The organism is Paenibacillus sp. PK3_47 (genome assembly GCF_023520895.1).
Taxonomy (GTDB): domain Bacteria; phylum Bacillota; class Bacilli; order Paenibacillales; family Paenibacillaceae; genus Paenibacillus_AQ.
Genome location: NZ_CP026029.1, coordinates 6,555,315 through 6,571,826 on the forward strand (window position 1 = coordinate 6,555,315; position 16,512 = coordinate 6,571,826).

General features: G+C 51.5%; 18 protein-coding genes. 3 read left to right on the plus strand and 15 right to left on the minus strand.

The genetic code is table 11. The features are described from left to right. Nucleotides 1-22: 22 nt before the first annotated feature. From C2I18_RS28440 to C2I18_RS28460, 5 genes are all read right to left on the minus strand, one after another. A complete protein-coding gene (locus C2I18_RS28440) occupies nt 23-958 on the minus strand; it encodes an ABC transporter permease (RefSeq protein ID WP_249899045.1) in 936 nt (311 codons plus the stop codon). 97 nt (nt 959-1,055) lie between these two features. Next, the gene (locus tag C2I18_RS28445) at nt 1,056-1,991 is read right to left on the minus strand and encodes an AraC family transcriptional regulator (protein WP_249899046.1); all 936 of its coding nucleotides are present in this window, start codon (nt 1,989-1,991) and stop codon (nt 1,056-1,058) included. Nucleotides 1,992-2,200: 209 nt separating this feature from the next. Beyond that, the gene (locus tag C2I18_RS28450) at nt 2,201-3,304 is read right to left on the minus strand and encodes an AbrB family transcriptional regulator (protein WP_249899048.1); all 1,104 of its coding nucleotides are present in this window, start codon (nt 3,302-3,304) and stop codon (nt 2,201-2,203) included. Between the two features lie 128 nt (nt 3,305-3,432). After that, complete coding sequence (locus C2I18_RS28455) at nt 3,433-4,320, minus strand: aldo/keto reductase (RefSeq protein ID WP_249902280.1); 888 nt, start codon at nt 4,318-4,320, stop codon at nt 3,433-3,435. Between the two features lie 109 nt (nt 4,321-4,429). Next, nucleotides 4,430-4,936 carry a GNAT family N-acetyltransferase gene (locus C2I18_RS28460; protein ID WP_249899049.1) on the minus strand — a complete coding sequence of 169 codons (507 nt, stop codon included), beginning with the start codon at nt 4,934-4,936 and terminating at the stop codon, nt 4,430-4,432. A 164-nt stretch (nt 4,937-5,100) separates the two neighbouring features. On the opposite strand from C2I18_RS28460, the gene xerS reads away from it, so the two are divergent. After that, nucleotides 5,101-6,183 carry a tyrosine recombinase XerS gene (gene xerS / locus C2I18_RS28465; protein ID WP_249899051.1) on the plus strand — a complete coding sequence of 361 codons (1,083 nt, stop codon included), beginning with the start codon at nt 5,101-5,103 and terminating at the stop codon, nt 6,181-6,183. Nucleotides 6,184-6,213: 30 nt separating this feature from the next. Next, complete coding sequence (locus tag C2I18_RS28470; protein WP_249899052.1) at nt 6,214-7,086, plus strand: pentapeptide repeat-containing protein; 873 nt, start codon at nt 6,214-6,216, stop codon at nt 7,084-7,086. A 159-nt stretch (nt 7,087-7,245) separates the two neighbouring features. Here C2I18_RS28470 and mobB read toward each other — a convergent pair whose 3' ends face one another. The 9 genes from mobB to C2I18_RS28515 form a co-directional block, all read right to left on the minus strand. Continuing rightward, the gene (gene mobB / locus C2I18_RS28475) at nt 7,246-7,788 is read right to left on the minus strand and encodes a molybdopterin-guanine dinucleotide biosynthesis protein B (protein WP_249899053.1); all 543 of its coding nucleotides are present in this window, start codon (nt 7,786-7,788) and stop codon (nt 7,246-7,248) included. Next, a complete protein-coding gene (locus C2I18_RS28480) occupies nt 7,778-9,067 on the minus strand; it encodes a molybdopterin molybdotransferase MoeA (protein WP_249899054.1) in 1,290 nt (429 codons plus the stop codon). Before C2I18_RS28480 ends, mobB begins: the two co-directional genes overlap by 11 nt. A gap of 196 nt (nt 9,068-9,263) precedes the next feature. Beyond that, entirely contained in the window at nt 9,264-9,770 is a 507-nt protein-coding gene (locus C2I18_RS28485; RefSeq protein ID WP_249899055.1) for a DUF4178 domain-containing protein, read from the minus strand. A 36-nt stretch (nt 9,771-9,806) separates the two neighbouring features. Further along, a complete protein-coding gene (locus C2I18_RS28490) occupies nt 9,807-10,214 on the minus strand; it encodes a DUF350 domain-containing protein (RefSeq protein WP_249899056.1) in 408 nt (135 codons plus the stop codon). Between the two features lie 129 nt (nt 10,215-10,343). After that, nucleotides 10,344-11,012, minus strand: coding sequence for a PspA/IM30 family protein (locus C2I18_RS28495; RefSeq protein ID WP_249899057.1), 669 nt, complete (start codon nt 11,010-11,012; stop codon nt 10,344-10,346). Nucleotides 11,013-11,084: 72 nt separating this feature from the next. Then, nucleotides 11,085-11,423 carry a prenylated flavin chaperone LpdD gene (lpdD, locus tag C2I18_RS28500; protein WP_249899058.1) on the minus strand — a complete coding sequence of 113 codons (339 nt, stop codon included), beginning with the start codon at nt 11,421-11,423 and terminating at the stop codon, nt 11,085-11,087. A gap of 61 nt (nt 11,424-11,484) precedes the next feature. After that, nucleotides 11,485-12,417 carry a dihydroorotate dehydrogenase gene (locus tag C2I18_RS28505; protein ID WP_249899059.1) on the minus strand — a complete coding sequence of 311 codons (933 nt, stop codon included), beginning with the start codon at nt 12,415-12,417 and terminating at the stop codon, nt 11,485-11,487. Beyond that, complete coding sequence (locus C2I18_RS28510) at nt 12,410-13,114, minus strand: dihydroorotate dehydrogenase electron transfer subunit (protein WP_249899060.1); 705 nt, start codon at nt 13,112-13,114, stop codon at nt 12,410-12,412. Before C2I18_RS28510 ends, C2I18_RS28505 begins: the two co-directional genes overlap by 8 nt. A gap of 209 nt (nt 13,115-13,323) precedes the next feature. Further along, nucleotides 13,324-14,364, minus strand: a complete 1,041-nt coding sequence (locus C2I18_RS28515) for an NADH:flavin oxidoreductase/NADH oxidase (protein ID WP_249899061.1) — start codon at nt 14,362-14,364, stop codon at nt 13,324-13,326. A gap of 192 nt (nt 14,365-14,556) precedes the next feature. Between C2I18_RS28515 and C2I18_RS28520 the strand changes: the two genes are divergently transcribed. Continuing rightward, on the plus strand, nt 14,557-15,444 hold the full coding sequence (locus tag C2I18_RS28520) for a polysaccharide deacetylase family protein (protein WP_249899062.1): 888 nt from the start codon (nt 14,557-14,559) through the stop codon (nt 15,442-15,444). A gap of 113 nt (nt 15,445-15,557) precedes the next feature. Here the strand turns inward: C2I18_RS28520 and C2I18_RS28525 are convergent, their stop codons facing one another. Next, entirely contained in the window at nt 15,558-16,223 is a 666-nt protein-coding gene (locus C2I18_RS28525; RefSeq protein ID WP_249899063.1) for a 3D domain-containing protein, read from the minus strand. Nucleotides 16,224-16,512 lie beyond the last annotated feature (289 nt).

A 16,512-nucleotide genomic window follows, 5' to 3' on the forward strand; every position in this document is an offset into this window, starting at 1 on the left:
CTGCACCTGCTCCTTTCATTCTTTACCATAGGCTGTTCCCGGATTTCCGTGCGGCATAGTTAGCACCGACGAGCAGAAACACTCCGATTAGAGATTTGAACAATCCGGCTGCCGTGGCATAAGAATATCGGTTGTTCTGTATACCGATCCGGTATACATAGGTGTCAATGACATCTCCGACGTCGCGAAGCACGGGATTGGAGCCCAGCAGGAGAATGTCTTCAAAGCCTGCGCTGAGAAGATTGCCGATCGCCAGAATCAGAAAGACGATAATGACAGGCAGGATAGACGGCAAAGTAATGGAAAACATTTGTCTGAGCTTGCCTGCACCATCCATTGAAGCCGCTTCATTCATATGCGGATCAATCCCGGCGATGGCTGCCAGATAGACAATGGAGGAAAAACCAATCTCCTTCCATACACCGGTAGTAACGAGGATGGTCCAGAAATACTGCGGCAGGGAGAGAAAGTTGATCGGATCTTTGATCAGATTCAGCTGCTGCAGCAGCATATTCACACTGCCGTTCTCCGTGGAGAGCATGGACATGACGAAGCCGGAGACAATGACCCAGGATAGAAAATGCGGCAGATAGCTGATCGTCTGCACCGTCCGCTTGAATACTCTGCTGCGCACCTCGTTAAGCATCAGCGCCAGCAGAATGGGTGCCGGAAACCCGATCAGCAGCTTCAAGAGACTGATGACGAGCGTGTTGCGGATGATCGTCCAGAATTCAGGTGCGGCAAAAAACATTTCAAAGTGCTTTACCCCCACCCACGGACTGCCACCGAACCCTTTGAACAGATTGTAATCCTGAAAAGCCATTAGGACACCGTACATCGGAATGTAGCTGAATACGAGGATAAAGAACAGGGCCGGAAGCACCATCAGCTGAAGATCCCACTGCCGGGCAAAGCGTTTCACTGCATTTGGCTTCCGGATCTCCTCTTTTGTTTCCATGTGATAAGCGATCTTCTGCATTTTAACCTCCTCTTCCATTTACTTCTTGTTAATACTGATAACTTATGTTGTTATATTTACTGACTTCATCATAAACCTATTCCATTTCAGACACTCCGCCTAATCGCTCAAAAACTGATACTATCTTACTGTCGATAAGGGCAGTCTGGGTACGGACGTTACGGGGCTCGGTTCCGATATGGCGTTTGAACAGGCGGTTAAAATTGGATAAGGTGCGGAATCCGCACTCCAGGGCGATGTCGAGGATTTTACGGTCCGTTGTCTGCAGCAGTGTATAGGCGTTCTCCAGGCGTAGTTGGATTAAATACAGCAGCGGGGACATGCCGGCTGTGCGGCGGAAGATATCACTGAAGCGGGAAGGGCTTAAATAGACCAGGGCGGCAAGCTCCTCAAGCGTCCACGGATAAGCGGGCTGCTCTTCCATCACGCGGGTGACATGCCAGATTTTTTCGAGCTGGGTGGCAGTGACGGTGGATTTGCTTGGCTGCAGGGAATCCATGCGGAAATACCGGTTGATATACACGAAGAATTGCAGCAAATGGGCATAGACAAGAGAGGTGTAGGATCTTTGTCCCCCTTCATGTTCCTCCTGCATTTGCAGCAGAAGTGCGCGGAGCATCCCCATATGTTCATTGTCACGGTCCAGCAGATTGCTGAAATAAAGGCCCATTTCCTTAAAAGGAGACAGCACATCCGGATCACAGCGCACCATGCCCATAAACCAGGAAGCGTCGAAGGTGACCACCAGCATGATCAGATTCTCGGTCTCATAGGCACAGTGCAGGTCATTGGAATTAATCAGCAGAATGTCCCCTTCACGGAAATCATACCGCTCCCCGTTGATCATATAGTAACCCGTCCCTGATTTGATCATATTAATCTCCAGCGCATCATGGGCATGCAGTCTTTGATAAGTGGAGGTCACTCCTACGGTGTCGCCAAGAATAACGGGATACTGTCTGGAAAATACAACCTTTTCAATGAGGCTCTTATGGGCGCGCGGCTGTGTCAAACGGACTCCCTCCTTTATGTAAGAACATTATTATGCAAACAAAACCTACTGTATCTTGCTGAATGTTATTGTAAACTGCTTATAAATATCCTAGTTGAACCAAATATTCGTGTCAAGAATTGTTACATACTAACTCAAATTTATACAAAAAATAGCGTATTTCCGGTAATTACCGGAGAATACGCTATGCAGAACTCCCATAAATGATGTCAACTGACTACAGGATTTTGTCCTTTCTTCGCTCTGAATATCATTCTGAAGATCGGCGGAACCGCAAAAAAGATAAAAAACGTCCTGAACAGCTGGTATCCCGCTACTAGGGGCAGATCAGCTCCTACTTCATGTGCAATCAGACTCATCTGGTCCATGCCGCCGGGGGACAGGCTCAGCAGTGCGGTAGAACCTGATACCGACTCCGCATAGGCAAAAATATAGCTGAGCCCGTACGCCCCGCCAATCAATACCATACTGCTTCCCAGCGCCAGAGACAGTATCAGCAGCTTATTGTTCAACTTGCGCGGGTCAAGCAGAAGGCCTACATAGATGCCAATCATCAGCTGCGCCGCATTGGTTAACAGGTCAGGCAGCACAGGGGCATGAAGCCCCGCAAACTGCAGGATGGAGGTGATAAATGCCGGCCCCAGCAGATAGGCGGTTGGAAATTTGATTTTTTGGCCAAGAACAGCACAAACCGTGCATGCAGCCGCAAAGTACACAATATTGGGAAACAGACTCTCCCAGCCGGTGACTGCCGCTGCTGCCGGAGCACCTCCTGCGGAATAGCCGTTATCAAACAAAGGGCTGAATATCAGCAGCGGCACACTGACAATGATCATGATCAGACGGACCACCTGGATTACTGTCACCACAGTGAGGTTAACATCCTCCGATTCTTCAGCTAGCACCAGCATCTGGGTCAGTCCGCCCGGGATGGTGCCAAGCAGTGCTGTTTTGTAATTGATGCCTGATATCCGCGATACCACCCAGGCCATGCCGGCACAGAACAATAGCAGCAGCAGCGTCATCATCAGCATGGAAGGAAACTGTCCGGACATCTCCCTCACCGCTGGTGCGGTTAAGGACAAACCGATGGTATAGCCGACAATGATCATTCCGGCATTGCGGATTTGCCCGGGCCATTCATAATGCTTTTTGAATACGTTATTCCCTATCAGCGTAGCAATCATAGGACCGAGAAGCCAGGGAACCGGAAGCTTCAGCAACATGAAGAGTCCTCCGCCGGCCAAAGCGGTCAGCAGCGAAATCAGAATTTTAAAACTTCCGGGTATATTGTTTTTCCTTTGCATTTGCATGTAAAGCCTCTTTTCTATTCCCGGCGTCGAATAAGTTATATGTACGCCAAAATAAAAAGACGTACCGCGCCATGACGGTACGTCCATTATACTCAATACCTGTATCGTCATCCTCCTGTAATCAGGAGTTAAGTCTGGCCTACCCAGTCCGCTCCGGCGGTCTCATGCCAGCGGGAACGGATTTGTTGATACAAATCACTGGGCAGCTTTCCTTTTTCCAGCAGTGCGGCATTCTGTACCCAGCGGTCGGGATTCCGCGTCCCTACAATCGCTGTGTGGACACCTGGAGTGCTCAGTGTGAATCTCAGCGCAACCTCTACACCATGCTGCACATCATCAAGAAATCCGTAGTTCAGCTCCTGCAGTCTTTTCCAGTAAATATACGGATAGTCGGTCTCGGCAAAGGATTCAAAAGCCCAGGCCGCATTGGCAATCGGCCGTTTGGCTGTGATGCCCATTCCCCTGCTTACCGCCTCATCCAGGGTCAGATCAATCATCTCCTGGTCGGCAATATTGAGCGACGTTTCCAGGCTGTCGAACAGCCCTGTCTGCACAGCATACAAGGCATCATTTCTGTCCCCGCTGTATCCGATGTACCGGGTCTTCCCGGCTTCTTTGGCCTTCTCAAGCACCCGGATGACTTCCCCGCGGCGGAGGATCTCCTCACTGCAGCTGTGCAGATGAATGACATCGACATAACCGGTATTCAGGCGCTTCAGGCTGCGGTCAATGCTTTTCTCCAGCAGCACCGGATCCCAGTCGGCAAAATCAAGCCCGGAGGCATGTCCGCATTTGGTGAACAAATAATAATCGTCACGCCGGCCGGCCAGTGTCTTGCCGATCAGCTCTTCACTCCGCCCGTAGCATTCCGCCGTATCAATCAGGTTCAGGCCTGCATCCAGCGCGCTGCCGAGCAGCCGGTCGACTGTCCCTTCATCTTCACCGCCGATTTCCGCACCGCCGAATCCTAGGATGCTGACCTGCATATCCGTGTTACCATACTTGCGCTTCTCCATCATGTATCCTCCTTTGCCCTTATAAGGATCATTTCAAGGCTTGCGTCACCCACTCTGTAGTTACCCGTTTCTTAGCCCCGCTAAAGCAATAAAGAAGCATTTGCCGGTTTTATTTTATCTTGTTAATACTTAATGTGCTGAAATATTGACTCGGGTTGCCCTGCTGCGGATTAAAGCGTTCGGTAAAATCTCCGCCGGTATAGCTGCCGATGACCCTGTGCCAGAAATTACGGGCTGGTGTATTGGCGCGGACCTGCGACACCTTCCAGTCCCCCGGGAACATGTCGAACAGCCTGTGGGCAGCCCAGGTGCCTACGCCGCTGCGGCGGTATTTTTGCAGCACAAAAAACTCAGTCATATAAAACTGGCCTTCAGAACTGCGCACCAGCCTGTCCACCAGCGCAAACCCGGCGATGTTATCATCCGCTGTAAATAAATACGCATACTTATTGTTACCGCTGCTCCAGTAGGCTTCAAGTCCGGTATATGCCGGAAAAGCGCCGTCGCGGTCTATTTCAATATCCAGGTAGCGGGTGAAATCATACAGATAGAACTGCATCAATCTGCTGATGATCTGCTTCCGTTCTCTGGGTACCAGTTCGATTCCGAGTTCCATTAGGATCACCTCTATGCTTAACGTTTACTTCACATCATATAACTTTGTTTCCTGCGCCGCAAGGCAGCCGATTTCTCCCTTAACATTCCCCGGGCCTTACAAAACATGATAAAATAACGGAACAGCACTAATAAACTTTGGGAAACTAGAAAAAGGTGATCGTCATGAGCATTCAAAAAAACAGCGACCGGAAAAAGCTGGATGACCGGCTGCCCCTTATGCCCTGGTATGTACAGCAGTTTATCGATTACAAACGCCCTGACCTGTCGCCCTCCACACTGCTGGAATATATTCGTGATTACGAGTCTTTTTTCGGATGGCTCCGTGCGGAGGGCTTGACCACAGCGGAGACGAATGCCGGTATTACCCTGCTTGATCTGGAAACCCTGCATATGGACAGCATTGTCGGGTACCGCCTGCACTTAACGACACGGGCGGAAAGCACGAATACAAGGGTGACGGTTTCCCGCAAGCTTTCGGCGCTGCGCTCTTTATTCCATTATTTAAGCCAGATTGCCGAGGACGAAAACTTCTATCCGCTGCTGAAGCGCAACATCATGGCTAAGGTGGAAATCAAACGGATTCACAAACCGAAGGATACGGCTGCCAAGCTGAAAGGCAAAATTCTCGAGGACGAGGAGCTGCTGGAGTTCGTCGGCTACATCTATGAAGGATACGGCCGTGATGTGGAAAATAACAAGCAGGCTTATTATTCCTTCCAGCTGAACCGTGAGCGCGATGCCTGTATCGCCAGCCTCATTCTGAACTCGGGGCTCCGTGTTTCCGAGGTCGTTAATCTCAACGTGGATGATCTGGATTTGAACAACAAACTGCTCTATGTATACCGTAAAGGCAACAATGACGAAACCTTCAAGACTCCTGTGTATTTCCGGGAGCAGGCCAAGGATGACCTTTCTGTATACTTGAGCCTGCGCCAGTCCCGCTACAAAACGCCAAAAAGGGAAAAAGCCTTATTCATTACCCTGCCCAACGGCAGCCAGGAAGGCAAACGGATGACCAAACGGGCGATCCAGGAGATGATTATCAAATATGCCAAGCGGTTCGGCAAGCCCTACCTGACCGTGCACAAGCTGCGGCATTCCTTTGCGACAGATTATTATCTGCAAAATGATATCTACAAAACAAAAGAACAGCTCGGACATGCCTCGACCGAAACTACAGAGGTCTACGCCCACCTGACAGACAAAACGATGTCTGAAGCCATTGAGCGGCGTGCGGAGAGCTGATTACACCATTATTAACGGAGGGAATTAGTTTTGGCTGAACATTCCAACTATTCAACGGCCCCGGCTGCCGGAGCAGCGCTTGACCTGCAATCGGACTGCGGCAGCTGTTTCGGATTATGCTGTGCGGCCCTGCCTTTTGCTGCATCTGTTGACTTTGCCATAGATAAGGCTGCCGGCCAGCCCTGCCACAATCTGCAGCAGGACTTCCGGTGCGTCATACATACAAGCCTCAGGCAAAAAGGGTTCCGCGGCTGCACGGTATACGACTGCTTCGGCGCAGGCCAGAAGGTATCCAATATAACCTACAAAGGCCGCGACTGGCGTCAGGCACCCGAAACGGCCGGTCAAATGTTCAACGTCTTTCCGGTGATGCGCCAGCTTCATGAGCTGCTGTGGTATTTGCGGGAAGCGCTGGCACTCGCGTCCTCTGCACCGATACACCTTGAACTGACTTCGGCACTTGAGACAACAGTCAAGCTGACAGAGCTTCCGCCTGAAGCTTTGCTGGAGCTGGATGTGTCCGCCCACCGCGGGAATGTCAATGAGCTGCTGCTGCGGACAAGCGAGCTGGCGAGAGCGGCCGCCAGCCGGCAGCTCAAGCTTTCGCCAAAAGGGCGAAAAAAATTCGGGCGTGGCGCTGATCTGATCGGAGCCAAATTAAAAGGCGCTGATTTGCGGTGTGCGAATCTGAGAGGAGCGTTTCTGATCGCAGCCGACCTCAGTTACAGTGATCTAAGGTCTGCCGACCTGATCGGCGCTGATTTCAGGGATACCAACCTGCGCGGGGCCAATCTTACGGATTGTATTTTTTTGACCCAGTCCCAGCTTAATGCGGCACAAGGTGACGCGAAGACCCAGCTGCCTCCTGGACTCTTGCATCCTGCCCATTGGACTGCCGTCTGACGATATATTTCCATTGTGTTTACTAGCATATAAAAAAAACAGCGGCCCGTTTCCCCTGCAATGCGGGAGAACCGGGCCGCTGTTCCTTTTGACCGGGGTTGGAAGAGACATATGGAGTATAGTCATCCGTAAATCTTTGGACTCTCTATTTTGAATTTTTCATATGTTGAAATTTTGAAAATTAGTTCGTTGCTGCCACAAAAATCCGGCGATTCCAGCGGTATCGTTGATGTCAAACCGGCTGATTCCCCCGGATTGGGCTGCTTGTCTACCGGCCGCATCGTTCATTGGCTCCCAAACGGCGGCTGCCTTGACATTCACTGCTTCCTGCAGGAGCTCAAGATCGGATTCATGACGGATTAATACGATTTTGGGATAAGCTTCTGTCTTGAAGCCTTCCACCAGCACATAATCATAACCGGCAAAACGTTTTATCAGCTCGGACAGACTGCTGCTCCGCTCCTCAATGACAGAAGTACGCGTACTGCTTGTTATGGCAATTGCCGCTGCCCCGGCCTGCCGCTGTTTCCAGGTATCCGTGCCGGGATGATCCATATCATAACCGTGAGCGTCATGCTTGATGACCGCCACTGAGCAGCCCTGCTGCTGCAGCAGCGGAATCAGGGCACAAATCAGTGTGGTCTTGCCGCTGTTCTTGTAACCGGCGATCTGGCAGACCGCAGGTGCTGATTTAGGCTTCATATATTTCCCCCGGAAGTTTGAGTACAGTTACTTTGGCTCCGGCGGACATGCCGCGTTCCTCCGGCGGAACGATGATCAGGCAGTCGCTGTCCTTGATCGTTACCATCACGGATGATTCATCGATTGCGGCAGGATAAGCATGTACAACACCATCACGTATTTCAAGACGGGCACGCACGTAACGCGTATAGTTGTTCACTTTGCTGTAATCTGTTCCCAGCACAGCAGTCCATTCCGGCAGAAAAGGATGGGCCGCGCCCTGCATCCGGGCAATGACCGGACGGGCAAACAGCTGGAATCCGACAAAGCAGGCTCCCGGATTACCGGACAGCGCGAGCAGAAGTTTGCCGCCGCGGACAGCCGCTGTCGTGACACTTCCCGGGCGCATGGTCACTTTATTGAAGAGCATGTCCCCGCTTTTTTCGCGGACCAGATCGCCCATTATATCGTAATCGCCAACCGATACGCCCCCAGTAGTGATTACCATATCACAGCTGTCCAGCGCCATGTGTACTCTGCTGCGGGCCAGCTCCAGATCGTCGGCAATCGCCCCGAGCATTACCGGGTCCCCTCCAGCCTCTCGCACCAGTGCCTCCAGCATCGGAGAGTTGCTGTTGCGGATTTTGCCCGGCTGCAGCGGTTCATCCACTTCAAGCAGTTCACTTCCTGTAGCAAAAATGCCAATCTTCGGCCGGCGGTGCACCTTAACGGTATGCACGCCCATTGCGGCGAGGGCAGCAATATCCCCTGCTCCGATCAGCTTGCCTGCCGGCAGCACCAGATCTCCTGTCCGCAGCTCCTGTCCAATTGGAGTAACATTGCGGCCTGCGGCCTGTGGCTTCCGTATCCCCACATAGGTAACACCATCCTTCTCGAGGCTTTCAGTTACCTCAAACATGACAACGGTGTCCGCGCCCTCTGGCACCTGCGCACCGGTCATAATCCGTGCAGCCGTACCCGGTGTGATATCCACGCTGGGAACAGCACCGCAGGGAATCTCATCTACAACCTTCAACCATACGATGTTGTCGCTTCCGCAGTCCTTCGTGTCCTCTGCAATTAACGCATAACCGTCCATTCCCGAACGGTTAAACGCCGGAAAAGGATGCGGCGTAATCAGCTCGTCAGCCAGATATCGCCCGCAGCTCTGATTCAGCGGTACCTCTTCGGCAGCTAATAGCTGGGCATATTCCATGACCCGGGACTGGGCCTCCCCGACCTGCAGCGCTTTGCGGTGAAATTTCAGATCTGGCTTGTCCTCCTGATGGTTCAGTGTCATTTGTGGCCCTCCCTTCATTTGTATGTGGCAGCCACTCTCATCGGTGCGCCAAGTACAGCCTTATTTTAACATGACATTCTGTAAAGTGAAATTTAGGCCGCTGTGCCCTTAAACGGCTAACCGCAAAAAAGATGCCCCCCGCATACTGGAGAAAGCATCTTATTTAAGCAGATGTTAAAGCGTTTCTATGAATTGATCAGGAGGCTCTGATCACTCTGACGTCAGCGGGAATAACCTTCTCCCCTTCATAGAGCATAAACCGCCCGTTCTGCCACTCCACCCGCAGCAGCCGGTAATCATCAGACTGATACTGCCAGACATGCTGCTGCCCGCCGTTCATGAACGGGGTCTGCCCGGTGACAGCCGTGTACCCTTCATACTCTTCTTCCATATGAAACGTATATCCATCCAGCTCCAAAGTAGCCGGAACCTCGGCGGGATTATCCAGTCTTCCGTCAATCGGCTGATACAGCGCATAGAGCAGCTGCTCACGTTGTTCTATATACAGGTAGGCAATCCGGCTTCCGTCGCGAAGTGTCAGTACTGCCGCATTACGTCCGCTGGTCTGTGTCCGTCCCGTAACCTCATAAGTCACCAGCGAAACTTCGCAGATGTCACCGGGAGAAAGATTCAGCATGCTTTTCGGCACAGCCGGCGCCTCAGGCTTCGAAAAGAGATTACCAATCCTTTTCCATATACTCAACGCCATCATTCCTTCTGTAGAGTTGTAAGTAATTTATTATCGGATAAAAGCAGCTATGATCAAAGCACCGGTCACATGAAGCGAGCCGGAGACCAGTCCATAGCCTATTTTGCCCAGCTGTGTGCCATGGTCCAGATTAAGGTGGCCCCACCGGGCCAACAGCAGGTGGACTGTCTTTTCCAATACAATTAACAGTATAAAAGAAACGACGGAGACAACCAGTGCTTCCACAAGCCCGTTCGAAGCATGAATAGAGGAAGCCAGAATGTAGCCCTGGGCCAGAAGCTTCAGCACAAAACGTGTCGTAACCGCCATGTTGCCGCTGCGCAGCTCCTCCATATCATTGTAACGGGTAAAAAGCGAATCTGCGAACATCAGCAAACTCAGCAGCACTGCGCCGCTCACCGTCCACACCACCATGGACACCAGGTCTTGGAAATCCATTGAACTAGCCCCCGCTTATTCAGTATACCTGCCTTTTCGGGCAGCATAGATAAAGCGAAGGAGAAAGACTTGCTTCTGTCTCCCCTTCGCTTGTGTACACCGGGATAACGTCCGGTACATTGACTATCCTTATTGTTTCTCGTATTGCTTCATCAATGCAGCCAGCTCGTCTTCTACAGCCTGGTCCTTGCCGAGCTTCTCGAATTCGTCATCCAGCGATTTGTTGCCGGAATTCATCTCGTTGCTTGCTTCAGCCTGGGCTTCAGCGGCCAGCATTTTCTCTTCCATCCGTTTCAGTCCGGCAGAAGCTGAATCCGAGCTGAATCCGCTCATAGCCTTATTGATTTCGGTCTGCGCCTTAGCTGCATTGTAACGTGCAACCAGCGTCTCGCGTTTGTTCTTCATCTGGGTAAGCTGTTTGCGCATCTCTTCCAGCTTGGCACGGAGGTTATCGGCAGATGCCTTGTTCTGGTCGAAGCTGGTTTTGTACTCTACCAGTTTCACTTCCGCACTTTTCTTCTCTTCCAGTGCACGGCGGGCCAGATCGGCATTGCCGGCTTGGGCAGCGGTGTGAGCCTGCTGGTTACGCTTTGCTACAAGTGCTTCCTGCTCTTCATACAGCTGCTTGAACTTCTTCTCAATTGCGATTTGGGCGGCAACCGCTTTTTCGGCATCCTCCAGGTCTTCGGTCATATCACGGATATACTGATCCGTCATTTTGATCGGGTCTTCAGCTTTGTCAATAATCGCATTCACGTTGGACATGGTCAGGTCACGCAATCTTTTGAATATAGACATATGGTTCATTCCTCCAAATTTAAAGTGATTTGCTCATATGTTATCTCTTACGCACGAAATACCATCATCGTTTCAAATATGTTGCAATAAATATTCATCCACTTTGCTGTTGACGGTTTCGACGACCCTTCCAATCTGTTCCCTGCTGAGATTGTCATAATGAATGCCCATAACCACTGTCACTGTTCTGCCAAGCGCCGAGGCAAGTTTCAGTGCAATGGATTCGCTGATGGTATGCTCCTTATGATGGGGAACTGCGGAAGTCTGTGCTTTAACATTGCCGTCTTCAGCATAAGCGGTGCTCGCAGCCCCGATATGCCGGACGCCTCCGGTAATCAGCACCAGCAGATCACGGCCGACATCCATAGCTGTAAGCTCGATATCTTCAGGCTGGAACTTCTGTACAGTCAAGCAGCATCCCTCCTCCCATTATATTACCCCGGGTGAACAAAGATATCTCAGGCTAAGCGCCTTAAATAATTCCGCGGATTTCGTCCAGGGATGAAATGTGTTCTTCGATCATAAACTGCTGAAGCTCCTCTACAAGCGTACTGCCTGCCCGGAGATTCATAAAATTATAGGTGCCCACCTGAATGACAGCCGCCCCGGCCATAATAAACTCAATGATATCCGTAGCAGAGGTAATTCCGCCCATGCCGATAACCGGGATGCTCACTCTCTTCGCAACCTGATGGACCATGCGCAGGGCCACCGGCTTGATCGCGGGGCCGGAAAGACCGGCATACAGATTGTGAAATACACTGCGGCGGCGGCGGACATCAATTTTCATGCCGGAGATTGTATTAATCAGTGAGACAGCATCCGCACCTTCAGCCTCGCACATCTCAGCCATTTCGGCAATATCCTCGGCATTCGGAGACAGCTTCACGGCAAGGGGCAGTCTGGTCGCGGCTCTGACCGCACGGACTACCTCTCTTGCTGCCGGCGTTTTGACGCCGAAGGCGATGCCGCCCTCTTTTACATTAGGACAGGATATATTCAGCTCAATCATATCTACCGCCCGTTTGCCGGCCAGCCTCCGTGCATCGTCATCCTGCTGGATCAGTTCTGCCCCCAGGACATAATCCGGCAGGGTATTGCCTCCAAGATTTACGATTCTGGCGGTGTCCAGCGTCTCCCAATAGGGAAGCTCTTTGGATAAAAAAGCCTCCACTCCGGGATTCTCAAGACCGACACTGTTCAGCATGCCTGAAGCCGTCTCATACACCCGCACCCCCGGATTGCCCGGCTTGGCATGCAGCGTAAGTCCTTTGCCCGAAATGCCGCCCAGCATGGACACATCATACAGCTTCCCGTATTCACGGCCGAAGCCGAAGGTCCCGGATGCCATCACAACCGGATTCTTGAAGTGGACACCTGCGATATTTGCCGTCAGATTAATCATGGAAGATCACCTCCCGGGATAGAAAAACAGGCCCGTCCGCACAAGCCTTGCGCTGGCCGTCCCGGCAGGAGACGCTGCACACAAGACAGGCTCCGATGCCGCAGGCCATCCGGTTTTCCAGGGAGAGATACACTTGCGGCCCCCTGCCCTCCTGTTCAGCTGCCATCGCCTTTAATTGGGCCGCCTTGAGCATCGGATGAGGTCCGCAGACGAAGATATGATCATAAGCGGTAAAATCAACACTGTCCAGCACCAGTCCGCCGACATTGATATTCAGTTCGCCGGCCAGTGGGCCGAAGGCTTCGGTCCGGAAAGCTTCACGGCTGAAGCCCAGGTAGATATCGCTGCCCGGCAGCTTCTGGGCGCAATAATAGAGCGGCGCAATGCCAATGCCGCCCCCGACCAGGGCAATCCTGCCCTCCACTTCAGGAAATCCGTTGCCGAACGGCCCCTCCAGTTCTATACTGTCACCGGGTGTCAGACCCGCAAAAATCTCTGTTCCTTCTCCGACTACATGATAGAGAAAGTCCACACCCCTGTCCGTTACTTGATGTATGCTAAGCGGTCTGGACAGCAGCGGATAGGCTCCCCATGCCCGCAGCATGTAGAATTGACCCATTGCCCCGCCGTATTCTCCTTCAACCTGAAGGTGGTACACTCCATCAGTCAGCCGCTCGTTACTTATCACCGTTGCCACGTTATCAAGCTCCTTCAAATTTTATCTTATTAACCATGCCTTAGAAGGAGCTTAAAATCTGTGACATATTTCACAATATATATCCTGATATAACGATGTCCTAAGAATGACATGGTTATGGAAGCCTCGAATTTGGCGGAGCCACATTGAGGGCCTTCTGCGAAATTTCATCTAAAGTGCCGCGATGGAACGGCATAAATGTCAGCTGACTATTTTCTTTTCCACACTCCGCGCTCATAAGGCTTGGGCACATTCCCTTTGGCCACACCGCCAAGCGCTTCCTCCGCATGCAGTGCCCAGTAAGGGTCGCTGAGCATTCCTCTGCCGATTGCCGCCAGCTCCGCCTTCCCTCCGGCTACGATGGACTGGGCTTCCTCATAGGATTCCAGCCGTCCTACCGCAATGACGGGAACCTGCAGGCCGCTGCCGATATACTGTGCCAGTTCTGCCTGGTAACCAGGTCCTGCATGGGGCCCGCCATTCGAGCCGATCGGCCCTTCACCGCCTGAAGATACATGGAACATTTCCACCCCCGCATCCTTGTAACGGCGGCAAAATTCTAACGCGTAAACTTCATCGTACCCGCCGTCTACATATTCTTTGGCAGAAACGCGCATGATCAGCGGCATCCCCTCAGGCAGCACTTCTTTTACAGCCTTTACAACCTTTTCGCCGAACAATGCCAAATCGGTCCCGTATTCATCTTCTCTGATGTTCGTAAGCGGCGAGTGAAACTGGTGAATCAGATAGCCGTGTGCACCGTGGAGCTCTACGGTATCAAATCCGGCCTCGACTGCTCTGCGCGCTCCCTCGCGGTACGCGGCAATAAGCTGGTCAATGTCTTTTGTTGAAAGCGCCTGAGGTGTCTTGGAACGCTCATCAAATGGGATGGCAGACGGAGCAACAGGCGGCTCGGCATCCTGTGCTTTACGTCCGGCATGCCCCAGCTGAATGGCAATTTTGCTGCCATAGCTATGTACGGCATCCGTTATTTTCCGGTAGGCGGGAATCTGGTCATCGCTCCATATTCCGGTGTCCTGATTTGTAATCCGCCCGTCCGGGTGCACACCGCTCATCTCTACAATAATGAACCCGGTACCTCCGACGGCACGGCTGACATAATGCACAAAATGCCAGTCAGTAGGGATACCATCCTGCGCTTCCACTGCATATTGGCACATTGGCGGCATCACGATCCGGTTCTTCAAGGCAAGTTCCTTCAGTTTGTAAGGGGTAAATAAATCCGTCAATTCCGTCCCGTCCTTTCCTGTCCGCTGTAATTACGGAAGTCATTTCTCCCGCTGCTATAGTATACACCCATTATTAGAGGTAATAAATCTCGCCTCCTTCACAAGGTACCGCGGCATAATCCGCTGTCTGGGTGGGGATAACAAGTGAAGATAATGATTGCCATCGGGTTACCCGGGAGGAGTGGTCAGTTCATGGATAATTTGTTGAAGCTTCAAAAACTGCTCATTGTCACAGCCGTCTTCCTTATGCTTCCCTGCCCGTCTGCCAGCGCCGAATCTGGTTCTGTCTCCTCTCCTGCTGCAGAATTTTATAATAATAAAGAATATAATCCGCTGCCGGCGGCGGATGACCGCAGCGATCCTTCCATTCCGGCAGGCTCCGCTTCAGCACAGGCTGAAGCCCGGCGCCAAAAACGCAGCAAAGGCTTAACCCTCAGCCAGCTTATCCGGAAATATCCGGAGACCATCATGACACAGGGGCCGCGCAATAAAATGATCGCCCTCACGTTCGATGATGTTCCGGATCCGCGTTTTACGCCGCAGCTGCTGGATGTGCTCCGCAGGTATCACGTGAAAGCAACCTTTTTTGTCGTCGGCAGCCGGGCGGAAAAGCATCCTGCCCTTGTAGCCCGGATGATCCGCGAAGGACATGTGATCGGCAATCATTCCTATAATCATCCGGAGTTCGGCAAGCTGGATCTGAATGCCTTCCGCTCGCAAATTGTCCGCACAGAAAATATCATCTCAGCGGTTGCGGGTTACAAGCCCCGGCTGATCCGCCCGCCTTACGGTGACGTCAGTGAACAGCAGCTGAAATGGGCAAAAGCCCGCGGCTACAAGCTGGTGAACTGGAATGTCGATTCACTGGACTGGAGAAGCCTGCCGAAGGCTCAGGTAAGGAATAATATTCTGGCTCAGGCAGGCAAAGGGGCGATCATTCTGCAGCACGGCGGCGGCGGCAAGGGCAGCAATCTGAATGGAACCATTCAGGCGCTTCCGGAGGTCATCAGCATTTTGCGCAAAAGAGGCTATACCTTTGTAACCGTTCCGCAGATGCTGAAGATCAGTAAAAGCAAATGAAAGGCAAGCTAAAATCGGGATAAAAAAAGGAAACGAAGACAGCTTATACTGCTGTCTTCGTTTCCTTTATCTGTATTATGGATGCGTACTGCTTAACAGGCGATGTGATGCGGTTATTTTATAATGAAGAGATTGACGTACTGGTATCCAAAATCAGCTACAAAGCTTTGGCTCCCGGGGATGAAGATATCAATCCGTTTGCCCTTTATGGCGCTTCCTATATCTGTTGCAGTGGCCATAAACGCCTGATCAGGCAGGCCCGGATGGGAATGCCCGGTAACCAGGACCTTGGTGCCCAGCGGAATCACGCTTGGATCCACGGCAATGGTACCCAGCTTCAGCGTATTTCCGAAATAATCAACGGCTCCCCATTTCCCGTTCTCGCTTGCTGCCGATGAATATGCGGATGCTTTAACCTGGAGCACTTTGTCATAGCTGAATTCTTTGCCCCAGGCCTCAACCTTGCTGCTGTCCGGCGAAACGTTCAGGCTGGCCGAAATGATGGATGCCGGAGCAGAGGCTGCTGCAGTAACGGTCTTGGCTTGTGCAGCCCCGGGTATGTTAAGCTTAAGACCGGGGTAAATGTTTTCCGCTGCAACCGACTTGTTGGCACTTATGATGTCATTCATGTTAATACCGTAATAAGTGGATAATGTATAATAAGTAGTGTTTTCTCCTGCAATATGTACGCGTTCCGCCAGGGCTGGTGCTGCATGCAGCATGGTACTGATGCCGATGGCTGCTGCCATGGCCGTAAGAGCTTTAAGTCTGATTTTCATGTGCGCCTCCTTATGTCCGCTGGCATATCATGCCGGAACAATTGTAAACTGACAGTAATGAATATATCACAATTTTGTAACCTATGCTCATGAAAATGTTACCACTTTATTAATAATGCTTTATCTACTGCCCTTTTTTATGTTCAAATAATTACATTATGTTAATAATCTCTGTGCGAGTGATGAAGACCAAAGGATTTTCGTTTAATCTACACGAAGATTTTACACAGCGTTAACATTTCCCCCTTACTCAAATAGTAGAATAATAGGTACGATAAGAATAATAGAC